An 18840-nucleotide genomic window follows, 5' to 3' on the forward strand; every position below is an offset into this window, starting at 1 on the left:
CTCTTACAAGTTACAAGGAAAAAAGATGAGCCGGAACAAGAATATCAGAAATATAGCAATCATAGCCCATGTTGATCATGGCAAGACGACGCTTGTCGATTCCATTTTTCAGAAAACTGGTGCTTTCAGGGAGAACCAGCAGGTGAATGTGCGGGTGCTTGATTCAAATCCCCAGGAGCGGGAGCGGGGCATTACCATTTTCTCGAAGAATGCCGCAGCTGTTTACAAGGATCACAAAATCAATATTGTTGATACTCCCGGCCATGCCGATTTCGGTGGCGAGGTTGAGCGGATTCTGAAAATGGTTGATGGTGTGCTGTTGCTGGTTGATGCGTTCGAAGGGCCGATGCCCCAGACCAAGTTTGTGCTCCGTAAGGCACTGGAACTGAAGCTCAAGCCGATTGTTGTCATCAACAAGATTGACCGTCCCCAGTCTGACCCTGTGAAGGTGCACGATCAGGTGCTTGACCTTTTCATTGCACTTGGAGCTGAAGAAGAACAGCTTGATTTTCCTTACCTGTTCACCTCCGCCAAAAACGGTGTGGCCAAGTACAGCATGGACGATCCGGATGGCGATATGGACCTGCTTCTTGATATCATCATCAAGGAGATTCCAGCTCCTGTTGGTGATGACGATGCTCCGTTCCAGATGCTGGTGACCAGCCTGGACTACAACGAGTACATCGGCAAGATAGCCATTGGCAGAATTCATCGCGGAAAGGTGAGCCCCGGTACTCAGCTTGCCGTTGTGAGCCCTGAGGGGATCATTGGCCGCGGTACGGTGACCAAGCTTTTCCAGTTTGACAAGCTGCAGCGCATTGAGGCCAAGGAGGCTTCTTCGGGAGATATTATTGCCATTGCAGGTATTTCCGACGCCAATGTGGGCGAAACCCTTACAGCCATTGACTCACCTGAAGTGCTTGAGTCGTTTGATATCAGCAAGCCTACCCTTTCCATGCTTTTCTCGGTGAACGACTCTCCCTTTGCCGGACTGGAGGGCAAGGAGGTGACCAGCCGCAAGATTCGCGAGCGCCTGATGAAAGAGGTGATGACCAATGTGGCCTTGAATGTTGAGGAGACCGACAGTGCCGACACTTTCCGGGTTTCGGGTCGTGGAGAGCTCCACCTTTCAGTACTGATTGAGACCATGCGTCGTGAAGGGTATGAACTTGCCATTTCCCGGCCCCAGGTTATCATGCAGAAGGATGAATCGGGCGCAATGCTTGAGCCTGTTGAGCATGTGACCATTGATATTCCTGAAGAGTATACCGGAGTCATCATTGAGAAGATGGGACGCAGGAAGGCTGAAATGAAGCATATGGGTACGCTCCGTGGCGGCATGGTCCGCCTTGAGTTTGAAATTCCGACCCGTGGCCTTATTGGTTACAACCTTGAGTTTACCACCGACACCAAGGGCGAGGGTATCATGGCCCATGTGTTCCACGAATACCAGCCTTTCAAGGGCAAGCTGCCCTCCCGTGAAACCGGAGCCCTTGTGGTTGCCGAGAACGGTATCTGTGTTGCCTATGCGCTCAGCAGTCTTGAAGACCGCGGCACTTTTTTCGTGGCTCCCAACACGAAGGTGTATGCCGGTATGGTTGTGGGCGAGTCCACCCGCGGGCTTGATATTACCATCAATGTCTGCAAAACCAAAAAGCTCACCAACATGCGCTCGTCGGGTACTGATGAGTCGCTTCGCCTTACCCCGCCGCGCATTCTTTCGCTGGAGCAGGCGCTTGAGTTCATCAATGACGATGAGCTGCTTGAGGTAACGCCCCAGAGCATCAGGATCCGCAAGAAGATTCTTGATGCCAACCAGCGTGCAAGGGCAACCAAGAAAGCTAACGCCTGAGCGGTTTCCTCTCCACTCTGGAGACGGATGGCAGGTAAAGCAGAACCCTCTCATCGTGATGACGATATGAGAGGGTTTTCTTGTTGCAGGAAGAAAAATGGTACTGCAGCTGGCGTTTTAGAGCTGGAAGAAGAGAGTCCGGAGTGTTTTCTGTGCTGCTGCGAGGCGCAGGGCGGCTTCAGGTTCCGTGCAGTTGAGCAGCGTGGCGATTTCGGCGGTGCTTTTCCCCTCTTTTTCATGCAGGAGGTAGACTGACTGATGGTCCGGTTCAAGCCGGCTGATGCATTCTGCCATTCTGTCATCCTCTTTTTGCCCTGCGCCGGATGGTGTAGCTGTATGGAGAGGAGTGCCGGCGCTGAAGAGCTCTTCTTTTGTTGCGGGACGGGGGAGGCTGTCGCTGACTTCTCCGAAGAGGCGGATGAAGTCACTGAAATCAAGCCCTGCTGAGTGGGAGGGGGTTATGCTGTCGCTGAGAATGTCGGTTGCGAGTTTTTCGAACCGCTGCCCGATATCGGGGATGCGGATGGCAAAGTCAAAGCGGTCATCATGGTCGCGGGCCTCCATGTTGTAGGGGACCTTCATGAGAACATTGATGCCGGCGGCCCGGGCATATTTTTCGGCCACGCCGCTGCCGTCATCACGGTTGATGATGAGACCCAGGAGGCGGGATGTTCCTCCGACCGTTCTGAAGTAATTGTTTGCGCGGCAGATGTTGTTGGCAGTGAAGATGGACTGGCGGTCGTTGCTGGTGACGAGGATGACCTCTTCGCTGAGCGAACGGGCAAGTGGTGTGGCAAAGCCTCCGCAGACCACATCGCCAAGAAAGTCCATGAGGATGATATCGAGGTCCCATTTGAAAAGGCCAAGCTTTTCAAGGGTATCGAACCCCGAAATGATTCCCCGTCCACCGCACCCCCGGCCTACCTGAGGGCCTCCGAGTTCAATGCCGTATATGGGCCGGGGAAAGTCCCCTATGTCGCGCCGGAAGACAATGTCTTCTATGGAGACCTCTTCATTCCGGGCGTTTTTCTCTGAAAAAACATCGGTCAGAGTCGGCAGCGACATGCCGCCGAAGAGCGAGGTGGTTGAGTCGTGTTTGGGGTCGCAGCCGAGCTGCAGCACCCGTTTCTGCATAAGGGCAAAGGTGGCGCTGAGGTTGGTGGTGGTGAAGCTTTTACCGATTCCCCCTTTTCCGTAAATGGCTATGGTTCTTGCGCTCATGCGGTCTGTTGTCAGGGTTTTCCGGTAAGGTAGCAGGAGCCGTTTGCCTCTTTGCCCTCACTCTTCCAGTTGAGAATCATTTTCAGGCAGTCGGGGTCGCCGAAGGCCTTCAGGTAGGTTTCCGTGATGCTTTCGTCAACCGGGCTCTGGTGGGTGAATATTTTTTCGGCGTTGAGCCTCCGTTCGGCAATGAGTGCGCGGACCCGCTCAAGATCACCCTGTGCCCACTGTTTTGCTGCAATGAAAGAGAGCTCTTTCTGGAAGGCCTGCGAGTAATCGATGTTCATTCGCTGGTAGTAGCCTCCAAAAATGACTGTGCCGTGGAACTTCAGGAAGCGCAGGCCTGTGTCAATGGCTGCCATGATGCCGGTACTGTCAATGAGTACATCGAACTCATGACCGGCAAGTGCGGCTGAAACATCTTCCTTTTCAGGGTTGATGCGGATGTCGGCCGGTGAGAATTTCAGGCGTTTCGGATGGGGTTCGGTGGCGGCAACCAGCTTCGCTCCCATGAGTTTGGAGAGTTCCGCTGCAAGAATGCCAACGGCGCCCTGTCCGAGTATCAGTATCTTTTTGTTCTTGACCTCTGCCAGGTCGACGATGTGCAGTGCCGTTGCGCCCAGCGGCAGGGCTATGCCGCATTGGGGGTTTTCGATGCCATCAAGGATGGTGATGCTGTCAACCGGGCAGGCGACGAACTGCGATGCCCCACCAAATGCGGCATTGACTCCTTCGTAACCGAATGAACCGGCAATGTAGGCGAACTTGCCGATCAGGCTTTCTTTGACATGGTCGCCGACCTCAGTTATTTTTCCGACGGTTTCATATCCCGGAATAAAGGGGAAAATGAATGGTGGGGAGGGAATGAGGCCGTTGTATGCCATTTTTTCAGTGCCGGTGCTGATGGACGACCAGTAGGTTTCCACCAGAACATCGGTTGAACCGAGGGGCTTGAGCTGTACTTCCGATACCTCGATCTGGCGGATGCCGGTGAAAACGATTGCTTTTGTTTTCATATTGCTTCTCCTGCTTTCAGTTTTCGCTCATTGCGTTTTTCGAGGAGAAGCCTGACGACGAACTGGGCGGCATTGATGAGATAGCTCAGGTATGCTCCCAGAGCGGTCCAGATAAGGACGGTTTCGTTCGCACCCATGAAGAAAAGGACGAAGTAGGCAATGTGCACTACCATGGCAATGGAGCTGCCGAAATCTTCCCAGAAGAATTCGGGGGCGAATGCGAATTTTCCGAAGACCTCCTGTTCAAAAAAACCTCCGGTGACGAATATGAGGATGAGCATGAAGGTTTTCAGGGCGACGAAAAAGGTGACCCATGCAAAATTTTCTATGCCAATGCCGTATTGATACAGGTAGGTGACGGTGAGACCGGCCAGAAACATGACGAACTGTATGGGGGCCAGAATGGCCTGGACGGTTGTCCATACCGATGCGTTTCTTCTGGCAAGCTGTTCTGGTGTGTAGCGGGGCATGATTTGTGTCGGTTTCTGTGATACAGATTCAAATTCAGCTGAATATACCTAATCAGCCAAAATTTACCTTGTGCCTTCAGGGTTCCTTGCGGAGGGTCCAGTCGTAGGCGTTGTACAGGGTTGCGAGAAGATTGATATCGGTGTTTTCCACCCGGCGGCTGAACCCTTCAAGTTCGTCATAATAGTAGAGGAAGGTTCTTGGCTGCCTGTCGTGCAGAATTCGCTGGTAGCTCTGCCAAAGCCGCAGTGCATCTTTTTCGGCGAGGGGGCCGCTGAGTTTCCCTATGATGGAGTCGAGTTCGGCGTTCTGGAATGCGGAGGAGTTGAAGGTGCGGTTCTGGAAGTCCGATCCCCAGATGATGAGCTGGAAGGGGAGGGTTTCAGCGGCGAGGCCTGAAAGTGCGGCTTCATAGCGGAACTCGTTCTGATTTTTGAGAAAGACGAGGTTCTCCTCGAACCGGAGACGGCAGTCAATGCCAATCTGGCGGAGGTTCTGTTGGATAATGGTGGCGGCATAGTTGCGCCGCGGGTTGCCGACCGGGGCTGCAAGTTCAAAAGAGAACCGTTCCCCGTTTTTCTGCAGTATGCCGTCGGCTCCGGGTGTCCATCCGGCACGGGCGAGTAAGGTGGTGGCTTTTTGGGGATTGTAGTTGTAAGGGTCGAGCGATGTGTTGGCTATGGATCGGTAGGCCGGAGAGAGCGATGTGTTGACTATTGTGGCGTGTTCCGGCCCCATGAACCCGTCTATGATGGACTGGCGGTCAATGGCGAGGGTCATGGCACGACGCACGGCGGGGTCGCCGAAGAGAGGGTTTGGGACAACCTTTTTCTCCGACCGCCATTTCTCTCCGTCAATATTCAGCCAGACGATGCTGTCGAAGTAGCGGTCTTTGACCGGCCGTATCTGGATATCGGGAGAATTCTGTGCGAGTTCACGGGTGTCAATCGGGTTGATGCCGCCCGCCGAGATGAGTGCGTCGATCTGGCCGGACTTGAGCATGGCAAGGCGGGTTGTGTACTCAGGTACGACAACGAAAATCAGCGATCGGGTTTTTGCCGGGTAGGGCAGTGTGGAGGTAGGACTGGTTTCAAGCACCAGCTTGTCCTGCCGTGCCCATTGTGAAACTTTGAAAGGGCCGGCGCCGACTATGGGAATTTCGGTGGCGCGGGAGCGGATTTCTTCGGGTTTGAACTGCTCCATGACATGCTTGGCAACCGGCATGAGGTCGTTGAAGTGGTCGAGTACGATGGACGCAGAGAGGGCGCGGTTGAAGTGAAGGACCAGCGTCAGGCTGTCGGGGGTTTCTACTGCGCGCTGAATGTCCGGGGTTCCATTCTCTTTCAGAAGCAGATCGTTCAGGTAGTCCTGCCGGGAACTGGCTGTTGCAGGGTTTGCATAGAGGGAGTAGGAGTATTTGAAGTCATGGGAGCTCAGAGGGGTGCCATCTTCCCAGCGGATTCCTTTTTTGAGGTGGAACGAAACATTTTTTCCATCGGGGGAGAATTCCCATGAGGTGGCGGCAGACGGGCTGAAGGCGATGTTTCCGGTTTTTTCGTCGTAGGTCGGTTTGACGAGCGAGGGGTAGATAAGGGTACAGACCTCGCGCGACAGTGAGAGCTGTATGAGAAGCGGGTTCAGGTAGTCAAAGTCAGCAGATACCGCCGTTATGATGGTATTGCTTCGAAACTCGCCGTTGTTCTGACGGCAGGCTGAAAGGGTGCTGCAGAGAGCGAAGATGAGGGCGATGAGAGTGAGCTGGCGTTTCATTGGTGGCGGGGTTCGGGAAAGGTTGCTGTGAATGAGCTGATGGCAGTTGTGGACGGGGTGAGCAGACCCTCACCGTAGAGGGTGCCGATCTGTTCGCCAAGGCTTCGTGCCCGGGCTTCAAGGCTTCCGAGAAACTCTTTGCGTTTGATGAGGGTTGCGGGCCTGGAACCATCACCCTCCTGCCAGAACTGTGAGGCAAACGCGCGAATTCCTTTGCGCGATTCTTCAAAAGTGCCGGAGACATCGACAATGAGGTTGGGGGGGAGCTGCTTGTACTGGATATAGTACAACAGGTGCTGTGGGCGCCAGGCTTCCTGGACCCGGCCTTCATACAGGGTTTCAAGCTGGCGGAGTCCGGCATAGTAGACGGCATCGGTGACCAGCCGTGAGGCTTTCGGGTGGTCGGGGTGGCGTTCCTCGGGAGGGTTGGCAAAAACGACGAAAGGCCTGAAGCGGCGGATGACCCGTATGAGGGCGTGAAGGTTTTCTTCGTTGTAGAAGAGCCTGGAGTCGCCAAGGTCAAGAGTTTCGCGGGTGCTGTAGCCCATGAGCCGGGCAGCTTCGGCGGCCTCCAGTTTTCGGCTTTCAGCAGTGCCGCTGGTGCCCATTTCCCCTCTTGTGAGGTCGCACACGGCTACCCTCCTGCCTTCACCTATTATTTTTAGAAGTGTGGCGCCGATTGAGAGCTCCACATCGTCGGGGTGGGCTCCGAAGGCGAGCGCATAGACTTGTTCAGGGGTTGTTTCCACTTCGGTGCTATATGCTATATTTCAGTCAGTTTCGCCTCAGGAGGCTTTTTTTTATTGACACTTCAATGTTTCTGCAATGCTGAAAGTAAAGATTGTCCGCCTTAACAAGCAAGCATTTCTTCCCGTTTATGCTACCGCGCATGCCGCCGGAATGGATGTTTCTGCCTGCCTGGAGGAACCGGTGGTTGTTGAGCCATTTTCCACTGCGTTGATTCCTGCCGGGTTTGCCATTGAGCTTCCCATCGGTTATGAAATGCAGCTGCGCCCGCGTAGCGGTCTTGCTTTGCGCAGCATGATTACATTGGCGAATTCTCCTGCAACAATTGATGCCGATTATCGTGGCGAGGTGAAGGTGATTCTGATCAACCATGGCCCTCAACCCTTCACGGTGAACAACGGCGACCGCATTGCCCAGATGGTTGTTGCCAGGGTTGAGGAGGTTTCGTTTGAGGAGGTTTCGGAGCTTGGCGAGACAGTGCGGGGTGATGGGGGATTCGGCCACACCGGCACTGTTCGTTCCTGAGGAGCTGGTTGGTTTTCTTGTGCTCTATCCGGTTTTAAGGTACTCAAGGCCAAACTTGTCGAGCTTCCTGTAGAGCGTTGCCCGGCCGATTCCGAGAATGCCGGCTGTTTTTGTCAGGTTTCCCAGCGCCGCTTTATAGGCTTTGAGGATGGCTTCCCGTTCATGCTCTTCAAGCGAATAGGAGTTGGTGTCGGGTGAATCCGAGGGCTGCAGTCCGTATTCGGCCGCAGGGGGAAGCAGTGCAGGTGGAGCATATGCAGGTTTCATTGAACCGGGAATGATATTGGGTTCCAGAGTTTCAATGACATCATCCTTTCTGGTGACTGCTGCCCGCTGGACTGCGTTCTTCAGTTCCCGGATATTTCCCGGCCATCGATGGTTTTCAGAGGCTGACAGCGCAGTGTCGCTCATGGTTATTTTCCCGAGATTGTTTGCGCTTGAGAATTCGTCAAGAAAGTGCCGGCAGAGAAGCGGGATGTCTTCCGGGCGCTCCCTGAGGGCTGGAAGGAACAGGGGGAACTCTTCAAGACGGTAGTAGAGGTCTTCACGGAATTGGCCATCTCTTATGGCATCGTTGAAGTTCCTGTTTGTTGCTGATATGACACGGAAGTCGGTTTTCCGCTCCTGTTTTTCGCCTACCCGCCGGATTTTCCGTTCCTGAATGACCCTGAGAACCTTGGCCTGAATATCTGAGCCCATGTCGCCGATTTCATCAAGGAAAATGGTTCCCTGATCGGCCTGTTCAAAGTATCCCATGTGGTCGGAGCCTGCTCCGGTAAAAGAGCCTTTTGCGTGACCGAAGAGGATGCTGTCTGCCAGCGAGCTTGAAATTGCAGCACAGTTGACAGAGACGAAGGGACCGCTGCTCCGCCGGCTGCCCCGATGGATAGCTTCGGCGAACAGCTCTTTGCCGGTGCCGCTTTCTCCGAGTATCAGTACATTAAGTCCTGTTTCCATCACCTGCATCGCCTGTGTCATGGCGGCCTTGATTGCGGGGCTTTTGCCGATGATGTTTTCAAACAGCTTGCAGCTTTTAAGCTCTTTTTTGAGCATTTTTACCTGAGACTGCAGGGAGGAGTCCTGAAGCGCATTGCGCATGACGATTTCAAGCCGGTCGATATTGAGCGGCTTGGTCAGATACTCGTATGCGCCGAGCTTGATGCATTTTACTGCACTGGGAATTTCATGCGATGCGGTGATGATGATGATCGGAGTAGTATCATTCTGCGATTTCGCATGCTGCATCACTTCAAAACCGTCGAGAACCGGCATGTTGATGTCGAGCAGAACGACATCGGGACTCTCTTCGGCCATGGTCTGGACGCACTCTCGCCCGTCATTGACCATTATGGCTTCATAGCCCATTTTGGAGACAAAATGCCCGAATACCCTGCGTGAGGTTTCGTCATCGTCGGCTATGAGTACTTTTCTTTTCTGTATGCCGGCCCTGCCGTTCCCGGCTGTGAATTCGTGATGAATTTTTTTCACGATTATGTCCTGCAGGGGGGTGGGTTTCTGTATTCACCTGCAGTTCAGGAAACCCCCGGATGAACTGTTTGGGGATTTCCTGGTGCTGTTGGTCTTATGAAGCGCCCGCTTCTTTCTTGTGGTTTTTGCGGTCTCTTAAAGGGAGTTCCTCAGGATTTTTTTCCTGTAACGGCGGGGGGGATTGCCGCTGCTGGTTTTACCGCTTCTTTGGGTGAAAACGGAATCTCCTTGACCTCTTTTTTGCTGCTGGCCGAAACTGATCCCATCTGCGTGCCTGCAGGGAGAATGCTTCCCATCAGCTGGCCGAGGCCGGCGCTGACATTGTCGAACATGTTTTTGACCTGTCCGGAGTTGTCAATGTTCTGGAGGATGTTCGTCCAGAATCTGCCAAGTTCCTGCACCGAGCTCTGTATCTGTTCAGAGTTGATTGTTGCCGTAACGCCTTCAACAATCTGTCCTGTGGCATGGCTGACATTTTCAATCATCTCCTTGACCTGTACGGAGTTGATGGTGCTGTTGACGCCATCGGCAATCTGTGTTGTTGCCTGTCCTACATTCTCCACCATGTCTTTGAACTGCTTGGAGTTGACTGTTGTGTTGACACCTTCAAGCAGCTGACCGGTTGTTGTGCCGATAAATCCGAACAGTTCCTGCATGGATACAACGGCACTGTCAATGAGAATTCCGATGTTGCCGATCAGGTTGGCCATTTCCCCATTTCCGGGAGTGGACTCCGGAGCTTTTGGCTGCACTGCCGGAACTGGCGCAGCGGGTTTGTTGAGTTCTTCTGACATGATAAGTGGTTGATTTATGTGATGAAGGTGATGTTTTCTCTTGCTTCAATATATGAAATCTCTTTGCCAAATCCCCGCGCTCCTGCCGCGATATCCACCCATTGGAGTAGGGGGGATATTGCGGCAGGAGATAGGAAAGTTATCTGTCCATGGTTTTGAGCAGTTTTTCAGCCGCCTGCTTTCCGGAGAGTGCGGCGCCTTCCATTGATGCCAGATAGTGCTGATCGGTATAATCACCGGCAAGGAAGAGGTTTCTGATGGGGCTTATCTGGTTGGGGCGGAATTTGTCGACATCAGGCACAGCCTTGTATACCGATTGGGGAATTTTGACCACCGTGGATTTAAGAAGCTTTGCGTCCCGCGACTTCGGGAACCGGTCGTGGATGTCTTTCATGACCAGTTCAGTAATGACATCGTTGGGCAGTCCCATCAGCTGATGTGCAGGGGCGAGTACAAGGCTCATGACGCTTCCGCCGTCTGCAGTTCCCGTTCCTTTCTGAAAATCATCAGGGCAGGTGAGGGAGACATCGGCAAAGGTGGCGAAAATGGTTCCCTGAGAAAACATGAGGTTGTCGGTATCGGTGATTTTTCGGTCCAGCCAGAGCTGGCAGTTGACAACAGGGCTTCCGGTGAATTCGTGAAGATTCCGGAAATATTTATGCTGCAGCCATTCATTGGGTATGACTTTGGTGAGGTTGTGCACCGGCAGAGCGGATATGTATGCATCGGCCTCAACGGTGTGACCGTCGTGGAGCACCGCATGTTTGACTGTTTCGTCGCTGTTAAGCTCGAACCTTGAGAGGCGGGCATCGACAAAGATTCGCCCTCCGTGGCTCTGGATGTACTGGCGCATGGGCTCAATCATCGATTCTCCCGGATTCTTGCGGAAAAACGCGAATTTCGTGGCTGCGTAGTCGGTGCCGAAGTACTTGAATATGGTGATCATCGGTCGGGCGCTGATGACATTGGGCTCAATGAAGTTCATTGCAAGCGCAATGGCGCGCCAGAGTTTCTGGAGCGAATGCTCCGAAGCACCGCGAAGGTGGTGCCATTCAGAGTAGGTCATGTGGTCCTGGCTCCGGAAGTACTCTTCATTGCCGGCAAGTGCGGGGAAGAGCCCCTTGATGAGGGAGATCTTGTCCCACAAGGTGAGGAAGTCGGTCTGCATGCCCCCCACAACCTCCGCCCATGGGCTTGGAAGGTTGGCTTTTTTGAAGTAGGACTGTTTTCCGTCCGATTCGGCGTAGATGAGTGAGTGCTCTTTCCAAAGGTAGTTTTTCTCTGCGCCAACGCGTTTCAGGTACTCCTGAAGCTGCCGGTAGCCTCCAAAGACAATGTGGAGGCCGGACTCTATGGAGTCGCCATCGCTGTCTTTCCATACGGAAACCTTGCCTCCAAGCACTTTGCGTTTTTCATAGAGCTCAACAGTATGGCCGCGGTCAACAAGTTCTATTGCTGCGGCAAGGCCGGCTACGCCTGCCCCGAATATGGCTATTTTCACGGTTGCTGTGTCTTAAGTGTTAGGAGATGATTGTCAAGGCATGCTGCCGCTTGCGTCTTTCCAGCGTGAATATATGAATTAATGTCCGGACTCATCAACTGTTGAGTTTTTTCAGAGCCCTCTCCACTTCAACAAGAAACCTGAGTCCCAGCCGCATGCTCTCTTTTATCACAAAGCGAAGATCCTGGCTTGCGGGAGGGCGCATTGGTGGTTGCGTCTGGCTGGTTTTCATCTGGGTTTCGGGCACAGGTGCCGGTGTTTTTTTTTCGGTCATTGAGGGTATGGGGTGTTGTTGTGCGACGGATACAATGGGGCTGCTGTGGCGTGAATGAGTCATTAAGCTCTTTGGTAAATAAAATAATTTGCGAAATTGGGAAAACCGGCGACAACCCTCATTATTACAGCGCCCACGATTTTTTTCCCCTGAAATGCCAGCCGAACCCTAAATAATTTAAGAGAAAGTGCAGTAGGAATGGGTTTTTTTAAGAAAGTCGTTGGTTGTTTCCTATAAAAGTGTAATTTTCTTACATAACCGAATTAAATTTACCTCAGCCATGTCGGGACATCTTGATCTGATTGATCTTAAAATTATCGAGTCTCTGGGCGAAAACGGCAGAGTTCGGTTGAGTGAACTTGCCGAGGTTGTCGGACTTTCCATTCCCTCAGTGAGTGAGCGGATGGACAAGCTTCAGAAAAACGGTATCATCAAGCATTTTACTACTGAGGTTGACGAACGGCAGCTTGGTTTTGATATTCAGGCCTTTGTCCGGGTTGGTGTGGATTCCTCGAAGCATTACAAGTCATTCCTTGAGCATGTCATGAAAGAGGATGAAATCATGGAGTGCTTTTCTGTGACAGGTGAGGGATCGCATATCATGCGGGTCATGACGCACAATACGGCATCGCTTGAAAAGTTTCTTTCGCGGATACAGAGTTGGCCGGGAGTGATGAGCACCAACACAAGTTTTGTGCTTTCGCAGCTCAAGAAAACAAGGAAGATTGCTTCGGATGTCGTAAGGGCAAATCTTCAGGACCGTCAGGTGCTGCTTACCTATGATGAGAAAAAGTCAAGGAGATAGACCGGGCGGACGGAGGGCGGAGTATTCAATTAAATTTCAGTTTCAGTAAAGTTAGAGAGCAACATCACATATGCAAAACAACAAGGAGGATCACTTGAGCATTGAGAGTAAACATGCGGTTTCGTCCTATTTCGGGGCGATGACCTTTGATCACAAAGCCATGCGCGCAAGGCTTCCAAAAGAGGTATTTCAGTCTTTGCAGGAAACAATCAAGGCCGGCAGGGAAATTACGGAAGAAATTGCAGGCGTGGTTGCACATGGCATGAAAGAGTGGGCCATGGATAATGGTGCCACCCATTACACTCACTGGTTCCAGCCGATGACAGGTTCAACGGCGGAAAAGCATGATGCTTTTCTCTCCATTGATCGTGACGGAACAGCCATTGAGCGCTTCTCGGGCGAGCAGCTGATTCAGGGTGAGCCTGATGCTTCCAGTTTCCCGTCCGGCGGCATGCGGACTACCTTCGAGGCCCGCGGTTACACTGCGTGGGACCCTTCAAGCCCCGCATTTCTCATGAAGGGCGGCAGTGGACTGACCCTCTGCATTCCTACTGTATTCATTTCCTATAACGGCGAGGCGCTTGATGCCAAAACTCCGCTGCTTCGTTCCATGAACGCCGTAAGCAACTCGGCTGTCCGTCTTCTTGAAGTGCTGGGCGTTACAGGCGTGAAGCGTGTGAAGACATTTGCCGGCATTGAGCAGGAGTATTTCCTTGTCGACAAAAAGTACTCTGCAGAACGGCCTGACCTCGTCATGTGCGGCCGTACGCTGCTTGGTGCGCTTCCTCCCAAGGGTCAGCAGCTTGAGGATCATTATTTTGGAGCCATTCCCGATCGCGTGCTCGAGTTCATGCAGGAGGTGGAGCACGAGCTCTATCTGCTTGGCATTCCCGCCAAGACCCGTCACAACGAGGTTGCTCCCCATCAGTTTGAAATTGCCCCGGTTTTTGAAGAGGCAAATATCTCGGTTGACCATAACCTGCTGGTTATGGAGGTGATGAGAAAGGTGGCTGACAAGAAAGGCTTCGCTCTCCTGATGATGGAAAAACCTTTTGCGGGCATCAATGGAAGCGGAAAACACAACAACTGGTCCATCGGTACCGATACCGGCATCAATCTGCTTGATCCGGGCGATACTCCTGAAGAGAACATCCAGTTCCTCGTCTTCCTTGTTTCCGTTCTCAAGGGTGTTTACAAACGGGCCGATGTGCTCAGAATGTCCATAGCCAGCATCGGCAATGACCATCGCCTTGGTGCCAATGAGGCTCCTCCGGCTGTTGTGACCGCCTTCCTCGGTGAGTTGCTCGAGAGGGTGCTTGACGCAATTGAAAGCGGCAAGATTGACCTGAAGACAGAAAAACAGGTGCTGAACCTTGGCCTCTCGCAGGTGCCGGTTGTCAACAAGGACTACACCGACCGCAACAGAACCTCTCCCTTTGCTTTCACCGGCAACAAATTCGAATTCCGCGCAGTAGGCTCTTCTCAGGCGGCATCCGTTCCGAACATGGTGCTCAATACACTTATGGCCGAAGCGCTTGATGATATGGCAGATGCAATGCTTGCCAAAATCAGCGCAGGAAAAGATCGCGACACAGCCATTCTTGAGACGCTGCGTGAAGAAATCACTGCCACAAAGAACATCCGTTACCAGGGCGACAACTACAGCGATGCGCTGCAGAAAGCTGCAGAGGAACGCGGTCTGCCGAACCTGAAGAACACCCCGCAGGCACTCAGGACGCTTGAGAGCAAAGATGTGCAGGCCATGTTCATCAAGTACGGTGTCTTGAGCCATGAGGAGATTGATTCCCGTCTGAACATCCGCCTTGAGCGCTATGTAAAGGGGGTTGACATTGAGGCCCGGACGCTGCAGCTGATGCTCAAGACGCTTGTCATCCCTGATGTTTCAGAGTATCAGGGAGACATCAGCAGCTCCTACAACAACCTTGCGTCAGCAGCAGCCGAGATCGGCCTTGCAGACAAGGCGCTCAAAAGCCAGGCGAAACATCTCAAGACGCTTGCAGAGAACCTCTCGCTCCTCATTGATTTGACTGAAGAGCTTGACGGCGTTGCAGAAAAGTTGGAGACGCTTGATGGCGAGTTTGCCAAAGCCGACTACTGTGCTGATGTTCTGCTTCCGTTTATGGTCAAGGTTCGCGAAGTTGCTGATCGCCTTGAACTCATGGTCGACCGCAGCCGCTGGCAGCTCCCCACATATTCGGAAATGCTCTTCGAACACTGAGTGTTTCTTCCGGATCATGCTCAACACAAAAAGGCCCGTATCCCGGGCCTTTTTGCTATTTTACGGTAAACGCGAAATGTTGGGAAAGTTGGGGACACTCATGACTGAGTGTACTTATAAGTACACTCAGTCATGAGTGTCCCCAACTCTAAAATGTTGCATTGAAAGGATATGTCTATGATTGATCTCTATAATGCAGAGAGCCGCTTTGCTGAGTGCAGGGGGTTTCGTCTGCACTATCGGATGATGGGGAGCGGGGAGGGGCCGTTCATGCTGCTTCTGCACGGGAGCTTCCTCAGTATGCGTTCATGGCGTTCTGTTGCAGGGCCGCTGTCGGAAATGGGGACGGTGGTGGTTCTTGACCGTCCGGCTTTCGGGAACACTTCACGACCAGTGCCTTCAAGGCAGAACGCTGTGAGCTATGCGCCTGAGGCGCAGAGCGACATGATTGATGAGTTTTTGGGGGTGTTGGGTATTGAAAAGGCGATTCTTGTCGGTAATTCAACGGGGGGAACATTGGCCATGCTTACAGCCCTTCGCCATCCGGAAAGGGTGTCGGGGCTTGTGTTTGTGGATGCCATGATTTACAGCGCCTATGCGGCGAGCGGAGTGCCCTCTGTGATGAAGCCGGTTCTGAAGGCGGCAAGCCCTCTTTTTGCCCGGTTGATGCGCCTGCTGATCAATAAGTTTTTTGACCGCCTGCTGCTGAGTTTCTGGAATGATCCCGCAAGGTTGAGCGCCGGGACGATTGCGGCCTATAGGGGGGACATGATGCAGGGGAACTGGCCGAGGGGGTTCTGGGAGGTGTTTCTTGAAACCCACCATCTTCATCTTGATGAACAGCTTGGTTCAATCAGTGTGCCTGTGCTTGTTTTGACCGGTGAAGCTGACCGTACCGTCAAGGTTGAGGAGAGCGTGCGCCTTGCTGAAGAGCTTCAGGATTCAGTTCTCGAGGTTGTTGCCGATTGCGCCCATCTGCCGCATGAGGAGCAGCCGGAGGTGTTCCTTGGGGCTATGCGGAAGTTCCTCTTGAGAATGATGTGAGCTATTGCTGTTTGTAATAGCTGGGTTATGGATTATTTTTATTGCTACATTCACAAGCGGTTTGCCTTTTGACTGTGTATCTCCAATGTAACTCTCTGTGCCATGGCTGAGGTTTTTCACTATCCCATGCCCTATCCGGCTCTCTGGCTGGACTATTACTATTATGTGACCTGGTTTCTGAGCATGCTGCTGCTTGCTCTCGGGTGGGGGCTTTTTTTCCGTTTCGGCCGCTTCACCTATGCAATCAATCTGGGGTGTTTCTGGAAAACCGGGATGATGCTTGTGCTCTTTGTTGTTACCCTTGGGGGGCCCATGTATTACAATACCCGTTTTGCCGCAGAACATGGAGAGGATGGGGCTTCAGTGAAAATAGACGGCAGCACTCTCAGCTATCTTGACCGCACGGGTACTGAAAAGTCTTTTCTGTTGACGGAGATTACCGCTGTCCGCCAGGAGAGCATCACCTACAATCCGCCGGCAAAAATTTTCATTGTGGCTTCGCGCAATTCTCTCAGCGATTCGCTGTTTGTGACCAGAAAGCTTGTGGGGTTCGACCGCTTCATTGAGCTTTTGAGTGAGGGTACCGGCCTCAGGGCGAAGCTGCAGGCGAATGAGTGAGCGGTTGAGGGAGGGCAATCTTCTGCTCGCTGTCGAGATTGGCAATACCACTCTGGTGGCAGCTGTGTTTCAAGGTGATGAACCGGTTGCCTTCCTGAGGGGGGCAACCAGTGAACTCATTTCTTCGGGTGGGGTGTCTCCCCTTTTTCTTCCCTTTCTTTCCCGCTTTCCCGGCCTCTGCGATGCTGTTTTAAGCAGTGTGGTCCCTACTGCGGAGCGGGCGGTAGGAGAGTGGCTTGAGGGCGCTCTCCATAGAGAGGTGATGAGGGTGAATGCGTCACTGCGGCTTCCTTTTCTCCTTTCCTATGATCCTCCTGGAGCTCTCGGGTCTGACCGTATAGCCCTCTGTGCCCGTGCTTCAATGATGGAGGAATCGGTGGCAGTGATTGCGCTGGATGTCGGGACGGCCATTACGGCTGATGTGCTGGGTTCAGACGGTCGCTATATGGGCGGCATCATCATGCCCGGTCTGGAGCTGATGGCCGATGTGCTTCATTCCGGTACTGCCCGTCTGCCAAGGGTGGCGGTGACTCTGCCGGGGGAGATTCTTGGCCATTCAACCCGGGAGTGCATTCAAAGCGGAGTTGTTTGGGGATGTGTGTCGGGTGTTGAGGGGCTGGTTTCAAAAATCACCCGATGGCTTGAAGATGAGCATGGTGAACAGGAGGTTAGGGTCATTGCTACCGGGGGTCATGCGCCGCTTCTTGCCCGGCTGCTTGATGGTACATGGAGAATAGACGAGCATGCTGTTCTCCATGGTGCCCGTTACCTGTTTGCTCTCAATCGGGGCGCTTCAGGCTGAAGAACTCTTTTGCCTTCTCTATTGCATCAAGAACCTGCGTGTCATCCACATCTTTCTCATGGAGAAAAGCCTCTCCGAGTTGTTTCAGCAAGACGAACCGGAGCTTTCGGTCAAGCTTTTTCTTGTCTGAAAGCATGTTGTGGAGCAGTGTGGGGCCATCAATTGCAAGGAAGCGTTTTTTCAGGAGCCCTTTGGGAAAGCGGAACCGGTTGATGAGATTGAGCCCCCTCTGGCACTCCTGCCCGTTGAGGAATCCGAGGTCCCGGGAGAGGATGAGGGCGCATGCCATGCCGATGGTGACTGCTTCTCCGTGGCCGATATGGCGGTACTCTGCACTTTTTTCCAATCCGTGTGCGAAGGTGTGACCGAAGTTCAGAGTTGCGCGCAGACCGTTCATTTCCCTGAAGTCCCGCCGTACCACATCTTCTTTCGTTCCCGCGCTTTTCCGGACTGCTTCGCTCAGCCAGGGCTCCTGGAGGGCGACGATGTCTGTGAAGTGCTCCTCAAGCAGGGCAAGGAATGCGGCATCGGCAATGAATCCGTATTTGACCACTTCGGCCATGCCGGAGTATATCTCCCGCAAAGGAAGGGTTTTGAGGCGTGAGGGGTCAATGAGGATCAGTTCCGGCAGGTGAAAGAACCCGATCAGGTTTTTGCCGAGCGGGTGATTGATTGCCACTTTCCCGCCTATGGAACTGTCGGTCATGGCAAGCAGGGTTGTGGGGAATTGAATGACTGGAATGCCGCGGTAGTAGCTGGCTGCAATGTAGCCGCCGAGATCGCCCACAACGCCTCCCCCGACTGCCATAAGGTTCCAGCTCCGGTCGACATCGGCTTCAATCATGCTGCCGTAGAGACGGTTGGCAGTGGTGAGGCTTTTGGAGGTTTCCCTGGCCGGCACTACCAGTTCCAGAGTGCGGAACCCTTCGTTGTGGAGGGTTTGAAGAATGTCCTCTCCAAACAGTCGCTTCGTGTTTGCGTCAAAAAGTACAACGGTTTTTTTTGAAAGCTTGTGTGTTCTGAACAGTTCTCCCAGTCCGGCGGTGGCAGGTGTTGCAACAACTATTGAGCTCATGGTCTGTCTTTGTGTTGGTCGTTTTGCTCTATGGAGCTCTGTTTGCGGACGAACCGCTCTATTTTCCTTGTCAGTTCTTCAACTGTGGAACCTATCCGTTTCTGGTCGGTGTAGACAGTGATGGCTGCGGATTCGTATCGCGGTGATCTTTTTTCTAAAATTGCGGAGATGTTCCGCTCCAGTGCTTCCCGATCAGGTTTTTCTGTGCCGCTGCTCCGGAGAAGAGGGCGGTCTGTTTTATGGAAAAGCCGTTTTGCCAGATTTTTCGGATCAGATTTCAGGTAGACAAGGGTGCCTGTGGTGCTTATCAGTTCAAATGTCGGGGTGTGTTCCAGCGCCCCGCCTCCCAGAGAGGCAACCATCTCTTTTCTTTCAGCGATTGTGGCAATCATTGCCTGTTCAAGTTTCCGGAATGCCCTTTCTCCCTCTTCGGCAAAAATTCTGGTGATGGTTTTACCTTCCTGCTCTTCAATTGCGCTGTCAATGTCAATGAAGTCATACCCGAGGGAGTTTGCCAGAAGCGGCCCTATACTGGATTTGCCCGATCCGCTGAATCCTGTCAGAAAAATAAGTGAGTGCTGTTTTTCCACGACTGCTGTTT

General features: G+C 52.9%; 18 protein-coding genes. 7 read left to right on the top strand and 11 right to left on the bottom strand.

Translation table 11 applies throughout. The features are described from left to right. Positions 1–25: 25 nt before the first annotated feature. Positions 26–1852: a translational GTPase TypA gene (gene typA, locus EKD02_RS04320; RefSeq protein WP_126342224.1), complete on the top strand. Its 1827-nt coding sequence runs from the start codon at positions 26–28 to the stop codon at positions 1850–1852. A gap of 117 nt (positions 1853–1969) precedes the next feature. Here the strand turns inward: typA and EKD02_RS04325 are convergent, their stop codons facing one another. From EKD02_RS04325 to bshB1, 5 genes are all read right to left on the bottom strand, one after another. Then, positions 1970–3073 carry a chlorophyllide a reductase iron protein subunit X gene (locus tag EKD02_RS04325; protein WP_126383926.1) on the bottom strand — a complete coding sequence of 368 codons (1104 nt, stop codon included), beginning with the start codon at positions 3071–3073 and terminating at the stop codon, positions 1970–1972. Positions 3074–3084: 11 nt separating this feature from the next. Next, positions 3085–4089, bottom strand: coding sequence for a chlorophyll synthesis pathway protein BchC (gene bchC / locus EKD02_RS04330; protein ID WP_126342225.1), 1005 nt, complete (start codon positions 4087–4089; stop codon positions 3085–3087). Further along, positions 4086–4559, bottom strand: coding sequence for a 2-vinyl bacteriochlorophyllide hydratase (gene bchF, locus EKD02_RS04335; protein WP_126383928.1), 474 nt, complete (start codon positions 4557–4559; stop codon positions 4086–4088). Before bchF ends, bchC begins: the two co-directional genes overlap by 4 nt. A gap of 76 nt (positions 4560–4635) precedes the next feature. Continuing rightward, positions 4636–6327, bottom strand: coding sequence for an ABC transporter substrate-binding protein (locus tag EKD02_RS04340; RefSeq protein ID WP_126383930.1), 1692 nt, complete (start codon positions 6325–6327; stop codon positions 4636–4638). Then, complete coding sequence (bshB1, locus tag EKD02_RS04345) at positions 6324–7076, bottom strand: bacillithiol biosynthesis deacetylase BshB1 (protein WP_011890472.1); 753 nt, start codon at positions 7074–7076, stop codon at positions 6324–6326. The genes EKD02_RS04340 and bshB1 overlap by 4 nt, the downstream gene beginning before the upstream one ends. 76 nt (positions 7077–7152) lie before the next feature. On the opposite strand from bshB1, the gene dut reads away from it, so the two are divergent. Next, positions 7153–7599 (top strand): dUTP diphosphatase, encoded by a 447-nt coding sequence (dut, locus tag EKD02_RS04350; protein WP_011890471.1) that lies wholly within the window; start codon positions 7153–7155, stop codon positions 7597–7599. Between the two features lie 24 nt (positions 7600–7623). Here dut and EKD02_RS04355 read toward each other — a convergent pair whose 3' ends face one another. The 4 genes from EKD02_RS04355 to EKD02_RS04370 all read right to left on the bottom strand — a co-directional run bounded on the left by EKD02_RS04355 (position 7624) and on the right by EKD02_RS04370 (position 11719). After that, positions 7624–9087, bottom strand: coding sequence for a sigma-54-dependent transcriptional regulator (locus EKD02_RS04355; protein ID WP_126383932.1), 1464 nt, complete (start codon positions 9085–9087; stop codon positions 7624–7626). 149 nt (positions 9088–9236) lie between these two features. Further along, entirely contained in the window at positions 9237–9881 is a 645-nt protein-coding gene (gene csmH / locus EKD02_RS04360) for a chlorosome envelope protein H (protein ID WP_011890469.1), read from the bottom strand. Positions 9882–10020: 139 nt separating this feature from the next. Beyond that, entirely contained in the window at positions 10021–11382 is a 1362-nt protein-coding gene (locus tag EKD02_RS04365; protein ID WP_126383934.1) for an FAD-dependent oxidoreductase, read from the bottom strand. 94 nt (positions 11383–11476) lie between these two features. Next, the gene (locus EKD02_RS04370; protein WP_011890467.1) at positions 11477–11719 is read right to left on the bottom strand and encodes a hypothetical protein; all 243 of its coding nucleotides are present in this window, start codon (positions 11717–11719) and stop codon (positions 11477–11479) included. A gap of 217 nt (positions 11720–11936) precedes the next feature. Here EKD02_RS04370 and EKD02_RS04375 point away from each other — a divergent pair, with 217 nt between their 5' ends. The 5 genes from EKD02_RS04375 to EKD02_RS04395 all read left to right on the top strand — a co-directional run bounded on the left by EKD02_RS04375 (position 11937) and on the right by EKD02_RS04395 (position 17164). Then, positions 11937–12461 carry an Lrp/AsnC family transcriptional regulator gene (locus EKD02_RS04375; RefSeq protein ID WP_011890466.1) on the top strand — a complete coding sequence of 175 codons (525 nt, stop codon included), beginning with the start codon at positions 11937–11939 and terminating at the stop codon, positions 12459–12461. A gap of 70 nt (positions 12462–12531) precedes the next feature. After that, positions 12532–14700, top strand: a complete 2169-nt coding sequence (locus EKD02_RS04380) for a glutamine synthetase III family protein (protein ID WP_011890465.1) — start codon at positions 12532–12534, stop codon at positions 14698–14700. Between the two features lie 177 nt (positions 14701–14877). Beyond that, entirely contained in the window at positions 14878–15744 is an 867-nt protein-coding gene (locus EKD02_RS04385) for an alpha/beta fold hydrolase (RefSeq protein WP_011890464.1), read from the top strand. Positions 15745–15846: 102 nt separating this feature from the next. Beyond that, a complete protein-coding gene (locus tag EKD02_RS04390; RefSeq protein ID WP_011890463.1) occupies positions 15847–16362 on the top strand; it encodes a hypothetical protein in 516 nt (171 codons plus the stop codon). Then, on the top strand, positions 16355–17164 hold the full coding sequence (locus EKD02_RS04395; RefSeq protein WP_011890462.1) for a type III pantothenate kinase: 810 nt from the start codon (positions 16355–16357) through the stop codon (positions 17162–17164). The genes EKD02_RS04390 and EKD02_RS04395 overlap by 8 nt, the downstream gene beginning before the upstream one ends. Here the strand turns inward: EKD02_RS04395 and aroB are convergent. Beyond that, complete coding sequence (aroB, locus tag EKD02_RS04400) at positions 17142–18239, bottom strand: 3-dehydroquinate synthase (RefSeq protein WP_011890461.1); 1098 nt, start codon at positions 18237–18239, stop codon at positions 17142–17144. The two genes, EKD02_RS04395 and aroB, sit on opposite strands and share 23 nt — an antisense overlap. Beyond that, positions 18236–18829, bottom strand: coding sequence for a shikimate kinase (locus tag EKD02_RS04405; RefSeq protein WP_011890460.1), 594 nt, complete (start codon positions 18827–18829; stop codon positions 18236–18238). Before EKD02_RS04405 ends, aroB begins: the two co-directional genes overlap by 4 nt. Positions 18830–18840: the final 11 nt, after the last annotated feature.

The sequence above is a fragment of the Chlorobium phaeovibrioides genome, from assembly GCF_003968655.1.
Classification (GTDB): domain Bacteria; phylum Bacteroidota; class Chlorobiia; order Chlorobiales; family Chlorobiaceae; genus Chlorobium; species Chlorobium phaeovibrioides.

Coding starts and splice junctions, on each gene's coding strand:
- EKD02_RS04325 (WP_126383926.1), bottom strand. CDS start 3,073: ATGAGCGCAAGAACCATAGCCATTTACGGAAAAGGGGGAATCGGTAAA.
- bchC (WP_126342225.1), bottom strand. CDS start 4,089: ATGAAAACAAAAGCAATCGTTTTCACCGGCATCCGCCAGATCGAGGTA.
- bchF (WP_126383928.1), bottom strand. CDS start 4,559: ATGCCCCGCTACACACCAGAACAGCTTGCCAGAAGAAACGCATCGGTA.
- EKD02_RS04390 (WP_011890463.1), top strand. CDS start 15,847: ATGGCTGAGGTTTTTCACTATCCCATGCCCTATCCGGCTCTCTGGCTG.
- csmH (WP_011890469.1), bottom strand. CDS start 9,881: ATGTCAGAAGAACTCAACAAACCCGCTGCGCCAGTTCCGGCAGTGCAG.
- aroB (WP_011890461.1), bottom strand. CDS start 18,239: ATGAGCTCAATAGTTGTTGCAACACCTGCCACCGCCGGACTGGGAGAA.
- typA (WP_126342224.1), top strand. CDS start 26: ATGAGCCGGAACAAGAATATCAGAAATATAGCAATCATAGCCCATGTT.
- EKD02_RS04395 (WP_011890462.1), top strand. CDS start 16,355: ATGAGTGAGCGGTTGAGGGAGGGCAATCTTCTGCTCGCTGTCGAGATT.
- EKD02_RS04370 (WP_011890467.1), bottom strand. CDS start 11,719: ATGACTCATTCACGCCACAGCAGCCCCATTGTATCCGTCGCACAACAA.
- dut (WP_011890471.1), top strand. CDS start 7,153: ATGCTGAAAGTAAAGATTGTCCGCCTTAACAAGCAAGCATTTCTTCCC.
- EKD02_RS04380 (WP_011890465.1), top strand. CDS start 12,532: ATGCAAAACAACAAGGAGGATCACTTGAGCATTGAGAGTAAACATGCG.
- EKD02_RS04375 (WP_011890466.1), top strand. CDS start 11,937: ATGTCGGGACATCTTGATCTGATTGATCTTAAAATTATCGAGTCTCTG.
- EKD02_RS04340 (WP_126383930.1), bottom strand. CDS start 6,327: ATGAAACGCCAGCTCACTCTCATCGCCCTCATCTTCGCTCTCTGCAGC.
- EKD02_RS04385 (WP_011890464.1), top strand. CDS start 14,878: ATGATTGATCTCTATAATGCAGAGAGCCGCTTTGCTGAGTGCAGGGGG.